General features: G+C 75.9%; 10 protein-coding genes. 7 read left to right on the plus strand and 3 right to left on the minus strand.

What is annotated here, in order from left to right; translation table 11 throughout:
• Window positions 1-326: 326 nt before the first annotated feature.
• Together MTR79_RS00285 and MTR79_RS00290 are read right to left on the minus strand one after the other, a co-directional pair.
• Window positions 327-1,259, minus strand: coding sequence for a hypothetical protein (locus tag MTR79_RS00285; protein ID WP_189363790.1), 933 nt, complete (start codon window positions 1,257-1,259; stop codon window positions 327-329).
• A gap of 776 nt (window positions 1,260-2,035) precedes the next feature.
• Entirely contained in the window at window positions 2,036-2,476 is a 441-nt protein-coding gene (locus MTR79_RS00290) for a hypothetical protein (protein WP_175447509.1), read from the minus strand.
• A gap of 119 nt (window positions 2,477-2,595) precedes the next feature.
• On the opposite strand from MTR79_RS00290, the gene MTR79_RS00295 reads away from it, so the two are divergent.
• The 5 genes from MTR79_RS00295 to MTR79_RS00315 all read left to right on the plus strand — a co-directional run bounded on the left by MTR79_RS00295 (window position 2,596) and on the right by MTR79_RS00315 (window position 9,397).
• Entirely contained in the window at window positions 2,596-3,807 is a 1,212-nt protein-coding gene (locus MTR79_RS00295) for a PP2C family protein-serine/threonine phosphatase (protein WP_086704790.1), read from the plus strand.
• A 64-nt stretch (window positions 3,808-3,871) separates the two neighbouring features.
• A complete protein-coding gene (locus tag MTR79_RS00300; protein WP_086704791.1) occupies window positions 3,872-5,011 on the plus strand; it encodes a hypothetical protein in 1,140 nt (379 codons plus the stop codon).
• A gap of 9 nt (window positions 5,012-5,020) precedes the next feature.
• A complete protein-coding gene (locus MTR79_RS00305) occupies window positions 5,021-5,383 on the plus strand; it encodes a hypothetical protein (RefSeq protein WP_156700722.1) in 363 nt (120 codons plus the stop codon).
• 4 nt (window positions 5,384-5,387) lie between these two features.
• Window positions 5,388-8,030 carry a substrate-binding domain-containing protein gene (locus MTR79_RS00310; RefSeq protein ID WP_348538669.1) on the plus strand — a complete coding sequence of 881 codons (2,643 nt, stop codon included), beginning with the start codon at window positions 5,388-5,390 and terminating at the stop codon, window positions 8,028-8,030.
• Complete coding sequence (locus MTR79_RS00315; RefSeq protein WP_086704793.1) at window positions 8,030-9,397, plus strand: extracellular solute-binding protein; 1,368 nt, start codon at window positions 8,030-8,032, stop codon at window positions 9,395-9,397. The genes MTR79_RS00310 and MTR79_RS00315 overlap by 1 nt, the downstream gene beginning before the upstream one ends.
• A 19-nt stretch (window positions 9,398-9,416) precedes the next feature.
• Here MTR79_RS00315 and MTR79_RS00320 read toward each other — a convergent pair whose 3' ends face one another.
• Window positions 9,417-9,584, minus strand: coding sequence for a hypothetical protein (locus MTR79_RS00320; RefSeq protein ID WP_244788659.1), 168 nt, complete (start codon window positions 9,582-9,584; stop codon window positions 9,417-9,419).
• A gap of 97 nt (window positions 9,585-9,681) precedes the next feature.
• Here MTR79_RS00320 and MTR79_RS00325 point away from each other — a divergent pair, with 97 nt between their 5' ends.
• Entirely contained in the window at window positions 9,682-11,025 is a 1,344-nt protein-coding gene (locus tag MTR79_RS00325) for a helix-turn-helix transcriptional regulator (protein WP_086704794.1), read from the plus strand.
• 860 nt (window positions 11,026-11,885) lie between these two features.
• On the plus strand, window positions 11,886-12,632 hold the full coding sequence (locus tag MTR79_RS00330; RefSeq protein ID WP_189363794.1) for a GAF and ANTAR domain-containing protein: 747 nt from the start codon (window positions 11,886-11,888) through the stop codon (window positions 12,630-12,632).
• Window positions 12,633-12,641: the final 9 nt, after the last annotated feature.

Genomic DNA, 12,641 nt, shown 5'->3' on the forward strand with positions numbered 1-12,641 from the left:
CGGCTGTCCGTCTGCTGGGGCCGGCCGTTCGCCGACTGCGGTTCGTCGCGGGCTGGTCGCGCAGTTCCCCGCGCCCTGGGGTGTCTGGTCTGCGGGCAGTCGCTGGGGCGCGGGCGGCACCTTTGCAGCGCGCTTCGCTTGGGCTCGGACTCCCTGTGCCTGATGGCTGCCCGTCTGCTGGGGCCGGCCGTTCGCCGACTGCGGTTCGTCGCGGGCTGGTCGCGCAGTTCCCCGCGCCCCTGGGGTGTCTGGTCTGCGGGCAGTGGTGCCGCTGGGGCGCGGGTGGCCCTTTGCGGCGCGCCTCGCCGTATCGGGTCGGCCGCCTGTCAGGTGCGGGCGTTGGTTGGAGTGGCCGGGGCCGGTGTTGCCGTGGGCGGTGCGGGCGAAGGGCCGCGCCTGCGGCGGAGGACAGGACGACCGGTCAGCCAGCAGGTCAGGGCCACCGCCGCGCCCACGGCGAGGAGCGACCAGGACGCCGTCCGCAGAGTGGCCGTGAGGGCGTCGTAGACCGCGCCGGCCGCCGGGCGGTGGACGTCGTCCGGGAGGTCGGCCAGGGTCAGCCGGCGGCCGGCCGCGACCGCCAGCGCGAGGAGGGCGCCGCCCAGCGCGGTGCCCAGACCGGCGGCGGTGAGGGTGCGGCGCCGGGACGCGGCGGCCGCAACGCCGGTCACGGCGAGGGCGACGGCGGTGAGGGGCAGCCACAGAGCCGCGGCGTCCAGCAGCCGGTAACCCTGGCGCAGCCCGGCCACCTCCTCGGCGGGGACCACGGGGACGTCGGTGTGCGCGACGGGGATGCGGTGCGCGTAGGGCATGTGGTCGGCCTCGAGCCGCTGCTTGACCTGTGCGGTGACGGGGGCGAGGTCGACGGTGACGGGTCCGGCGGAGGGCGCGTCGTCACGCAGGGCGTGCAGCACCGCGTCATGGAGGGCGCGGTTCCCCGCCTCCCACGCGGTGCGGAATGCGTCCGTACGGGTGAACGACTCGATGGCGTCCCGTACGAACGGGCCGACGGCGGCGTCGCCTGCGGTCCGCGTCTCCAGTTCCCTTACGACCTCGTCGCCGACGGCGTCCGCGACGGCCTCGCGTACGGCGGGGTCGGTGGCGAGCGGGGCCATGGTGCGGACGTAGCGTCCGGTGTCGGCGAGGCCGAAGGCGGCCCAGGCGGCGAGGACGCAGAGGGGTACGAGCAGGCAGGCGACGGCGACGCACGCCGCCCCGATCCTGTCCCGCACCCGCCGGGTGCCGCTCCACGAACCCACCCTTCCAGGCAACCCGCCTGCCCTTACGGCCGCGAGCGGGGCGCCCCCGAACGGGTCGGGGTGTCCGGAGCCCGGCGCGTGTGGGGGCGAGGCCCACCGCAGAGGTGCCGCGTGCGCCCAGCGGCATGACTGCCCGCAGACCAGGCGCCCCCGGGGGCGCGGGGAACTGCGCGATCAGTCCGCGACGGGCCGCAGTCGGCGGACGGCGGGCCCCGGCAGACGGGTAGCCGTCAGGCTCAGGGGGTGCGGGTTCAAGCGAGGCCCACCGCAGAGGTGCCGCGTGCGCCCAGCGGCATGACTGCCCGCAGACCAGGCGCCCCCGGGGGCGCGGGGAACTGCGCGATCAGTCCGCGACGGGCCGCAGTCGGCGGACGGCGGGCCCCGGCAGACGGGTAGCCGTCAGGCTCAGGGGGTGCGGGTTCAAGCGAGGCCCACCGCAGAGGTGCCGCCCGCGCCCCAGCGGCATGACTGCCCGCAGACCAGGCGCCCCCGGGGGCGCGGGGAACTGCGCGATCAGTCCGCGACGGGCCGCAGTCGGCGGACGGCGGGCCCCGGCAGACGGGCAGCCGTCAGGCTCAGGGTGCGCGGGTCCGAGCGAGGCGCGCTGCGGAGGTGCCGCCCGCGCCCCCGCACCACGGCCGCCCCGCACCACGGCCGCCCCGCACCACGGCGGCCCCGCACCACGCCCCCCCCCGCGTTACGCCCCCCCCGCGTTACGCGCACCGGCATCGGGGGCAGGCGCCCCCAGCCGCCCCCCGCCGAAGAGGGAGACCGCCTCACTCCAGGCGGTGCCCCTCCGCGTCCTCCTTCGTGTAGTAGCGATAGAACAGCACGAGGAACGTGCCGATCATCACGCCCACGCCCAGGGCGACCGAACGGTAGATGCTGCCGTTGGACTGGCTGAAGAGGAAGCCGACCGCGCAGCCGGCGAAGGCGGCCCAGGCCACGGCGTGGAGTCCGCGGTGGAGTTTCGGGGCGACCGTGAGCAGCGTGATGAGGACGACGGCGAAGACGAGCGCCGTGAGGAAGCCGAACAGCAGGTTCCAGCCGGTGATGGGGCCGCCGTAGCGCCGGTTCGCCGCGGCCCAGAAGCCGTAGACCAGCGCCGCGAGAACGGGCAGGACGATCCGGGCCATGCGATGGGTGCGGGCGTCGAAGACGTCGGTGGTGCGGCCCTGTTCGAGCATGCCCCGGTTCCGGGGCGCAGCGTGCGCCATGGGAGCACTCCTTCCTCCGTCCCCCGTCCCTCCAGGGCACACCTGCCGCGCCGGGGCGGCAACTCGATCGCCCGGTGGGAGGGGATGCGGCCGTCACGGGCGCGTGTTTCGCTGGGGCCGTGAGTCCGGCCACCACAGGACACGCCCTGCCCGAGCCGTACCCGGCGGCCGGCCGGGGCGACGTCGTGCAGCGGCAGATGCTGCTGCGGGCACGGGGCCGCAGCGTCGCCTGGGTGCCGCCCCTGCTGCTGCTCGTCGCGATCGCGGTGACCGACTACAACACCACCGGTGAGTTCCGGATCATCTCCTGGATCGTGCTGGTGCCGGGCATCGCGGCCGCGCTGTGCGGGGTGTGGGCCACGGCGGTGTTCGCGGTGCTGTCCATGAGCACGTACACCGTCGTCGACAACGCCTGGCCGCACCAGTTCCAGGCGGGCCTGCCCGACTTCATCCTGGTCGCCCTCGGCGGCGTCCTCGCCACGCTGGCGTGCGCGGTGCGGGTGCGCGGCGAGCGGCGGGCGCTGCACATGCGGGACGTGACGGACACGGTGCGGCGTACCGTGCTGCGGCCGCTGCCGCCCGGCTGGGGCGGCCTTGAGCACGCGGGCGTGTATCTCACCGCCGACGCCCAGGCCCGGGTCGGCGGCGACTTCTACGACATCCAGCCGGGACCGCACGGCACCCGTGTCTTCGTCGGGGACGTGCAGGGCAAGGGGCTGGGCGCGGTGGAGACGGCGGCGGTGCTGCTCGGCACGTTCCGTGAGGCGGGTTTCCACGAGGCGGACCTGGCGTCGGTCGCCGACCGGCTGGAGGCGGGGATGGTGCGGCACCGTGCGTACACGACCGCGCTCGGCCGCGCGGACGGCGACCGGTTCGCCACGGCCGTGCTGCTCTCGTTCCCCGCGGACGAGGACGACGCCGTCGACACCGTCGTCTTCGGGCACGAGCCGCCGCTGGCGGTGGGCCCGTCGGGGGTGCGGCGCCTGCCGGTGGGCGGGGGGCTGCCGCTCGGCTACCGCGACCTGGCGCCCGGCGGCCTCCCCGTGCGCCGGGTGCGTCTGGGCCTCGACGAGACGCTGCTGGTGGTGACGGACGGGGTGACGGAGGCCCGGGACCGGGAGGGCCGCTTCTTCCAGGTCGCGGAGGAGGTGCGGCGGGCGGTGGCCGCCGACCCGCGGCTGATGGCTCCCGGCTGGCTGGTGCTGGTCGTACGGGACGGGACGCTGCGGCACTGCCGGGGGCATCTGGCGGACGACACCACGGTGTTCGCGGTGCGGCGCGCCAGGGACAGGGGGGTCGAACGCCGCGAAGGGGGACGTTCACCGCTGTGACGCCCCCGTTTGCGACCGCAGCGGTTACGGTGCTGCCGTGGGTGATCGACAGGGGGAGGGGACCATGCCCGGGACCGTGCTGCTGCTCGCGGCGTCGCCACTGGGCCGTGGACGGCTGGTGGACGCGGCGTCCGTGCTCCCCGTGCTCGCGGCGGTGCCCCCGTCGGTGCTGTCCGGCGCGGACACCGCGAACGTCGTGGAGCTGGCCGACCCCCTGGAGCCGCAGGCGGTGCTGACCCGGCTGCGCGCGGCGGCAGCGGCGCCCGGCCCGCTGACCGTGTACGTGGCGGGGGAGCTGCGCCTGGACCGCAGGCAGCGGCTGCCGCACCTGGCGCTCGCCCGCACCACCCCGGCGACCGTGCGGTACACGGCGCTGCCCTGGCACTGGTTCCGGGACGAGCTGCGGCTGCGCCCGGCGGGCGCCACGACGCTGTTCCTCGATCTGCACGCCGACGCGGACACCTGGCGGGCGTTGTGCGAGCCGCCCGTGCCGGGCCGGCCGTTCCCGCTGGACTGCGGCCGTGACGCCGCCGTTTACGGTCGCGTCGCCCCTCCGCCGTCGCGGCGCGGGGTGGCGGCGCCGGCGTACATGAAGGCGCTGGCGACGCTGTTGCGCAGCGGGCGGCGGCTGCCGGACGAGGAGCTGCACCAGCGGACGCTGGCACGGATCGCGCCGGAGGGCGTGGGCGCCGACCTGGTGCTGGCGCAGCGCGGGCCGCTGCCGGGCGACCCGCACGCGGCGGTCACGGCGGCCGTGCGCGCGGGGCGGCACGCGGAGGCGGACGCGCTGGCCGCGCGCCTGGAGCAGGCGGCGGGGCTCGCGCACGGCACGGTGTCGGAGGAGGCGCTGCACTGGAGCGAGGTCCGCGCGGACCTGGCGATGCTGGCGGGCGACGCGGCGCGCAGCTGCCGTGCGTGGATGGCGCTGGCGGGCACCCGGCTGGCCGCAGGGCAGCCGGCCGACGCGCCCGCCGTGGAGGCGGCCGTGGACCGTGCCCACCACCAGTGGGGCCGGGTCGACGATCCGGTGCGGGTGCGTGAACTGGGTGTGCAGCTGGTGGAGTTGAGGAGCCGGGTGCCGGGTCGCAGGGAGGGGGCCGTGGAGCACGTGCGGCGCCGGTTGCGTGTGGTGCAGGGGCGCGGGGCGATGCCGGCAGGGCGCCTGCGTACGGACCCTCCCCAGGGAGCAACCACGGTGCCATGATGGGGAGTTATGGCTGAGGGGGGCGGAGTGGCCGACCAGGACATCTGCATACGGCTGGACGGGAGCGCGACGGAGGGTGACGTCACCGCCCTGCGCAACTGGCTGGAGCGGGAGAAACCGCTGGACGACCTGTTGCGGGACGGGAGGCTGCGGCTCTTCGAGAGGCCCGCCGCCGACCGCGGCGGCGCGCCGATGGGGACGAGTCAGGAGATCGTCATCGCCGTTACGTCGGCGGGCGCGACCGTGGTGTTCCAGGAGTTGTTGGAGCAGGTCAAGCGGGGTGTGACGGCCTGGCGGGACAACCGCCGCCAGGTCGAGGACGGCGAGCCGCCGCAGGGCAGAGTCGAACCGGTGAACCGCGACGACAGGTAGGCCGGTGCGGTCTCAGGACGCGGGGGAGCCGATGGACCGGGCGCTGCTGATCGGGGTGTCCGACTACCGCTTCACGAAGGGCCCGCACGCGGTGCCGGGCAAGCTGCCGGCCGTGGAGAAGAACCTGCCCGTGCTGCGCGAGGCGCTGGTGCGTGCGGGGGTGTTCACCGACGAGGAGATCACCTCGTTGCCGTCGCCGGACTTCGCCGAGGCGGCACAGGAGCTGCAGCGGGTCGCCAGGGAGGCCCGTGGGCTGCTGCTGGTCTACTTCGCGGGGCACGGGGCGATCCCCAGCGGCGGCGACGAACTGTATCTGCAGCTGCGCGACGCCCACGTGCTGGCCGGGGAGCACACGGTGTTCAACGGCGCCGTGTCGTTCAGCGACCTGATGGGGACGGTGCTGGTCACGAGCCGTGCGGACCGCATCGTGGTGATCCTCGACTGCTGCTTCGCGGGCAACGCGGCCCGGGTGTGGGAGCACTTCGAGGACAAGCGGCGCGTCGGACTCCTGATGAGCGTGCAGGCCAACCACCGCATCGACGCGGGCGACCCGGGGACGCCCACCCCGTTCACGGAGAACCTGGCGGAGCTGCTCGGCGAGGAGGACGGCACGACCGTCTCCCGGCTCGCCACCCGGCTGCGGGAGCGCATGGCGGAGCAGAAGCGCCGAACGATGCGCAAAGAAGCCTGGGAGCCGCAGCTGCGCGCCGACGCGGGCGCCGACGTACAGCTGGGGGAGGGCCCGCAGCTTCCGGTCCTGGCGCCGGACGGACCCGGCCCGTCCGGTGCGGACCCGGGTCCCGGCCCGCGCCCTCGGCTGCCGGTGTGGGTGGCGGCGTCGTGGCGGCGCCCGCGCGCCCTGGCGGCGAAGTGGTCCCGCGCGTGGCGTCGCAAGCTCTCCCGGACCGACCGGGGCGGGGGGAAGCGGTCGTCCCGCCGGATCCTGCTCCGGCCCGCCTTGCCCGTGCTGCTCGCCCTCGGCCTGCTCGGCGTGGGCCTGTACCTGCTGCTGGGTCCGTTCAGCAGGGACGACACCCACTGCGCCCCGCCGCTCGAACTGCGCGTGCTGACCGACCCGGACCTGGAGAAGACCTTCCGCACGGCCGCCGCCGCCTATCTGACCTCGGACGCGAACACCACCGACGCGGGCTGCCGGCGCACCGGCATCACCGTCTACAGCGCGGGCTCCTCCGATGTGGTCGACGCGCTGCGCCGGCGCACGGACGCCTGGCAGGAGCCCGAGGGCGCCGAGGTCAACCCGCAGCGGGACATCGGCCCGCAGCCCGACGTGTGGATCCCCGCCTCCCGGGCCGAGGCCGACCGGGTGCTGGAGGAGCAGGACACGGACGCCGTGGCGGAGCTGGAGCCGGAGGAGTCGCCCCTCGCCCACTCCCCCGTCGTGCTCGCCGTGCCCGAGCGCCTCGCCCCCGAGGCGCTGAACGACATCACCGGACGGCCCCTGACCGAGATGATCGACGCTCTGACCGGGCACGCCGACGACGCGGCCGTGCGCCGCCCCGACCCCGAGTTCACCGACTCCGGACTGCTCGCCACCGTCGGCCTGTACGGCGACCCGGCCTCCGTGGCCCAAGGGGAGCGCATGGTCCGGCAGCAGGGACCACCCTCCCCCACGGCCGGCGACCTGCTGTGCGACCTGCCCGACGACGACGCCGTGGACGACCGCACCGCCGCCCTCGTCCCGGAGTTCCTCCTCGTCAGCGGGGTCGACTGCGAGGACAACACCCGCACCCCGCGCTGGGCCCTGTACCCCGCCGACGTGCCCGGGATGGACCCGGTGTTCGTGCGGGTGCGCTGGGACGATGCCGACGGCGACGACGACTCAGGCGACGACGAGACGGACCGGGACGCGGCGGCGGCCGCCTTCCGCGACTGGCTGGCCGGTGCCGGAGGCCGCGAGGTGCTGGCCCGGCAGGGCTTCCGCGACCCCGGCGACGGGGAGCTGTTCGCCCCCGGACGGAAGCCCGACGGTGTGAAGTTCGCGCCCAGCCCGCTCGACGAGTCGGCGGGCAGGGACGAGATGGAGCAGGCCCTGAGCGCCTACCAGGCGTACGGCGGTCCCGGCCGGGTGCTGTTCCTGCTGGACAGTTCCGGTTCCATGGCCGATCTGTGGCAGGGGCCGAGCGGCGGCCCCGGGCTGCTGCGGCAGACGCTGGGCGGGCTGGGCGCCGAGGACGAGTACGGCGTCTGGGCGGTCGCGGACACCGGTGACGGCCCGTACGAGACGCTGCTGGGATTCGGCAGGCACGGGCGGAAGGACGCCGAGGAGGCCGTCGACGAGCGGGCCCGGGTGCGGGACGCCTCGGCCGACCCGCACGCGGCTCTGCTCGCGGCGTTCGACGAGATGGAGGACCGGGGGGACGACGGCCGGCCCCAGATGGTCGTGCACATCACCGACGGCCAGCACGGGGAGTACCTGACGGGCGGACGGCTGCGGGAGGTGCTGGACCGGGCCGGGGCGAGCGAGGTGCCGGTGACCGTCGCCGTCCTGGGAAGCGGAGGCTGTGACGAGGGCCGCCCGGACCAGCGGATCGCCGAAGTGAGCGGCGGGCGCTGCCTGGACGCGGGGGACGACGTCGGCGCGGCCCTGCACGACGAGATCGCCCGTATCGGAACGGGGGACGACTGATGCCGCGACGGCTCACCGCGCTGTTCGCACTGCTGCTGCTCGCCGCCTGCACGGGCGGCGGGGGCGGGACGCCCGAACCGGCCGCCGAGGAGAAACCCGGCACGATCGTCGTGGCCAGCGGCCGGGACGTCACCGGCAGCAACGGTGTGCGGCAGCGGCTCATCGACGCCTGGAACCGGGAACAGAGACAGAAGGCGACGGGCTCGGACTTCTACCAGGCGCGGCTGGTGGAGCTGCCGGGCAGCGCCGACGAGCAGCGCAGCCAGTTGCTGGGCGCCCTGCAGTCCGGCAGCGCCCGGTACGACGTGGTGAACCTGGACGTGACCTGGGTGCCCGAGTTCGCCGAGGCGGGGCTGGTGCGGGCGCTGCCGGACGACCTCGTGGACGCGGACGTCATCGGTCCGGTCGCGGAGACCGCCCGGTGGGACGAGAAGGTCTACGCGGTGCCGTTCAACAGCGACGTCGGCCTGCTCTACTACCGGGCCGACCTCCTGCGGAAGGCCGGTGTCGAGGAGCCGTACGTCCCCGAGGGCTTCACCTGGGAGAAGCTGCGCGGGCACATCCTCACCCTGGGCGAGAAGCTCAACACCCCCGACTACCGGAACGGCTGGACCACCCAGCTCGCCCCGTACGAGGGCCGCACGGTCAACGCGATGGAGGCGTTCGCCACGGCCGTGCCCGGCCTGAGACTGGTGGACGAGCACGGCCGCTACACGGGGAACGTGGACCAGCTGAGACGGGGCGTGCAGGAACTCGCCCACCGCGTCGTCCCGCTCTCCGTCTCCTCGAAGGCGAAGGAGCACGACGAGACCGGCTCGACGAGCGAGTTCACCGAGGGGGGTACGGCCTTCCTGCGCGCCTGGCCCTCCGCCTACCCCACGCTGTACCGGGTGTTCGGGGCACGGCTCGGGGTGGCGCCGCTGCCCGGGCGGGCGGTGCTCGGCGGACAGAACCTGGCGGTGACCACCTCGTCGGAGCGGGCACGGAAGGCGACCGAGCTGATCCGGTTCCTCACCGGCCGGCAGAGCGAACGCTGCCTGCTGGAGGCCGGGTTCGCGGCGACCCGCGCCTCGGCCTACGGACGTTCGCTGCGGTGCCCCGCGGAGATCTCCGCCGCGCCCGCCCCCTCCCCGACGGGGGAGGCCGACGAGGTGCCGCGCGGGGACGAGGGACGCCCCGGGCTCACGGACGCGATGCTCAGGAGGGCGCTGGAGCGGGCCGTGCACCGCCCGAGGACTCCGCTCTACGGCGCCTTCACGCAGACTCTCATCACGCAGCTCGGCCCGCTCGTCGAGAGCGGCTCGGCCAACCAGGACGCGCTGGCGCGGAGCCTCGACGAGGCGCTGCGCAGAGCCCTGCCCGGATGAGCGGGACCTGGCGGGGGGCCTACCGCTCGGCGGCTTCCACTCCCGCCGGTGCGGTGGTCCCGGAGCCGGCGTCCGGGCCGACGGCCTTCGGGCCGGCGTTCGCCGCCAGGACGAGCGCCGCGACCGCGGCGAGAGCCGCGATGAAGCCTCGGGCGTAATGCTCGGTGGAGCGGGTGCGTTGCAGCACGGCGACCTCGCAACAGCGACGGGTTAAGCAGGTTTAATTCGCGGTTTAACCTAGGGGCTGTCCGACGCGAACGGCAAGGGGCACTGGGGGAGTTGGCATGGGGGAGCGGGACGAGCCGGGCACGATCGGGCGGCGGGTGCAGCAGCTGCGCGTGGCGCGCGGACTGACACAGAAACAGCTGGCGGAGCCGGTGTACACCCCCGCCTACATCTCCACCCTGGAGGCCGGCCGGGTGCGCCCCTCCGACGACGCGCTGCGGCACCTCGCCGAACGGCTCGGAGTCGAGTTCGACGAACTGGCGACCGGGCGTTCGGCGCGCCAGGTGACCGAGATGCGACTGCGGCTGACCGAGGCGCAGCGGGTCCTCGCCGTCGGGGAGGCGGAGTCGGCGGTGGAGCAGTACACGGCGCTGCTGGCCGAGGCGGAGGCGCAGGAGCTGCCGGAGGAGCAGGCCGCCGCGCTGCTCGGACTCGGGGAGTGCGCACTGGACACCGGCGAACTCGTGGACGGACGGCGGTACTTCGAGGAGGCCGAGGAGCGGCTCGCGGACGCCCCACTGCCGGCGCGGGTGCCGGCGCTGCGCGGCCGGGCCGTGGCGCACTACCTCGCGGGGGAGCTGCGGTACGCGGTGTACCTGCTGGAGAGCACGATCGACGAGCTGAACCGTGGCGGGCTGCACGACCCGGACGCGCTGCTCCTGCTGTACGCCAGCGTCATCGGGCCCTACATGGACATGGGCGCGCACGCGCGGGCCGCGCAGGCGGCGGAGTTCGCGCTCGCTCTTGCCCCGCAGTCCGGCGACCCGGCGCTGGTGGCGCGCATGCACCGGTCGGTGGCCCGCACCCTGCTCGCCGAGGGCCGCCTCGCGGAGGCGGACGCGTCACTGGCCAAGGCGGCCGAGCTGTACCGGGGCCTTCAGCTGCGCACCGAGCTGGCCAACTGCCACTGGATGCGCGGCTACGTGTACGCGCAGAACGGCGAACTGGAGCGGGCCGAGGCGGAGATGCGGGAGGCGCTGGACATGCTGTCCGCGGCCCGCGCGACCCTGTACAGCAGCCAGCTCACCGTGGAACTGGCCGACGTACTGCACCGGCGCGGGCGCTCCGAGGAGGCCGCCGAGCTGCTGCGGGACGTGCTGGGCGGGCTCTCCCCCGAGCGGGGCGCGGTGCACGCGGCGGCCGCGCACCGGCTGCTCGGCATCATCGCGGAGGACGCCCGCGACACGGACCAGGCGGAGGAGCACTACGTGCGCGCGCTCAGCCTGCTGGAACGCGCGGGCGCGGCGGGCGACCTGGCCGACCTCTGCCGCCTCCTGGGCGACCTGCTGCGCCGGACGGGCCGCGTGGAGGCGGCCCTGGACGCCTACCGCACAGGCCTGGGCCACCGCACGGCCCCGGGCACGACGACCCTGGGCCCCGCACCGGCACAGCCTCCGGTGTGAGGGGAGGGGCGCGCGACGGGGGCCGGCCGCCGCGTGGGTCGCCCCGGCCCGGCGTACCGCCCTCGCCGCTCGGGACGACCGACGTCGCGCCGCTCGTGTCCCTCGCCGGGGCCGGGGTGCCCGGCCCCGGCGAGGGACACGGAACATGCCCCGGTCCGTCGTCCGCGGCCGCCCGCGAGGGCCGCCCCGGCCGGCGTCCCGCCCTCGCGGCTCGGGACGACTGACGGCGTGCGGCTCGCGCACCGGGGCGTCGGAGCCCCCGGCCGGCGTCCCGGGCGTTTCAGCCCGCGCCCGCACCAGTGCTTGCGCCCGCACCCGCGCCCTCACCAGCACCGCGCCCGCACCCGCACCGCGCCCGCACCCGCACCGCGCCCGCACCGCACCCGTGCCCGCGCCCGCACCGCACCCGTACCCGCACCGCACCCGCTCCGGCGCGGGGCTCGCGGTCGGCCCCGGCCGTCATGCCGGCGGCCGCGTGGGCGCTTCCGGCCGGTAACCCGCACGTCTTCACCCGTGCTCGCCCCGGTGCGCGGCTCGCGGCCTGCCCGGCCGCAACCCCGGTGTGCTCGCGGCCTGCCCGGCCGCAACCCCGGTGTGCTCGCGGCCTGCCCGGCCGCAACCCCGGTGTGCTCGCGGCCTGCCCGGCCGCAACCCCGGTGTGCTCGCGGCCTGCCCGGCCGCAACCCCGGCGTGCTCGCGCGCCCGTGCGGGGCGTCCCGGGAGCCCCGCCCGTATCCCCACGCCTCGCGCACGCCTCGCGCACGCCCCGCGTCCCCGGACAGCGGTCCCGGCCCGGCGTGCCGCCGGTTTCGGGTGCCCCACCTCGGGTAGTCGGTCCGCGTTTCTGCTGGTGAGGGGATGTGGTTGGCGTGCGGCCCGGGGACGGCCCGGGGGGTGGACGGGGTGGCGCGGAGTACGAGCGGGCGGTCGGGGCCATCGCGGCGGGGCTGCGCGGGGCCGGGCCCGCCGAGGCGCCCGGACGGCTGTGCGCGGTGGCCGTGGACCTGCTGCCCGTGGACGGCGCCTCCGCGTCGCTGCGCGGGGACAGCATGCCCCTCCAGATCGCCGCGTCCGGCGGTCGCGCCGCGCGGCTCGCGCAGCTCCAGGCCACCCTCGGAGACGGCCCCTGCCACCATGTGCTGCGCACCGGCGCGCCCGTCCTCGCCCGCGACCTGGAGGACGGCTCCTGCGCCGACCGCTGGCCTGTGTTCACGCAACAGGCCCTGGGCTCCGGCGTGCGCGCCGTGTACGCGCTGCCCCTCGGCTCCACGGCCGTCTGCGTCGGCACCCTCGACCTCTACCGCGCCTCCCCCGGCAGCCTCACCGCGCACCAGCTGCACGTGGCCCTGCTGGTGGCCGGCGTGATGACGGTCGCGCTGACCGACCTGCCGTACGACGCGCGGGACGCCGGCGACGGCTGGCTCAGCGGGCTGGCCGCCGACCACGACCGGGTGCACCAGGCGGTCGGCATGATCATGGCCCAGCTGGGCGTGGGCGCCGACGAGGCCCTGGCCCGGCTGCGCGGCGACGCCTTCGCGCACGGCCTGACCGTGCTGGAGGCGGCCCTCGACGTGGTCGCCCGCCGGCGCCGTTTCGACACGCCTTGACCCGCCCGG

This window comes from Streptomyces sp. BJ20 (assembly GCF_022869105.1).
Classification (GTDB): domain Bacteria; phylum Actinomycetota; class Actinomycetes; order Streptomycetales; family Streptomycetaceae; genus Streptomyces; species Streptomyces griseoincarnatus.

What these genes read in the sequence shown, in the direction of transcription:
- MTR79_RS00300 (WP_086704791.1), top strand. Translation starts at nt 3,872, where the DNA reads ATGCCCGGGACCGTGCTGCTGCTCGCGGCGTCGCCACTGGGCCGTGGA.
- MTR79_RS00305 (WP_156700722.1), top strand. Translation starts at nt 5,021, where the DNA reads ATGGCTGAGGGGGGCGGAGTGGCCGACCAGGACATCTGCATACGGCTG.
- MTR79_RS00325 (WP_086704794.1), top strand. Translation starts at nt 9,682, where the DNA reads ATGGGGGAGCGGGACGAGCCGGGCACGATCGGGCGGCGGGTGCAGCAG.
- MTR79_RS00290 (WP_175447509.1), bottom strand. Translation starts at nt 2,476, where the DNA reads ATGGCGCACGCTGCGCCCCGGAACCGGGGCATGCTCGAACAGGGCCGC.
- MTR79_RS00315 (WP_086704793.1), top strand. Translation starts at nt 8,030, where the DNA reads ATGCCGCGACGGCTCACCGCGCTGTTCGCACTGCTGCTGCTCGCCGCC.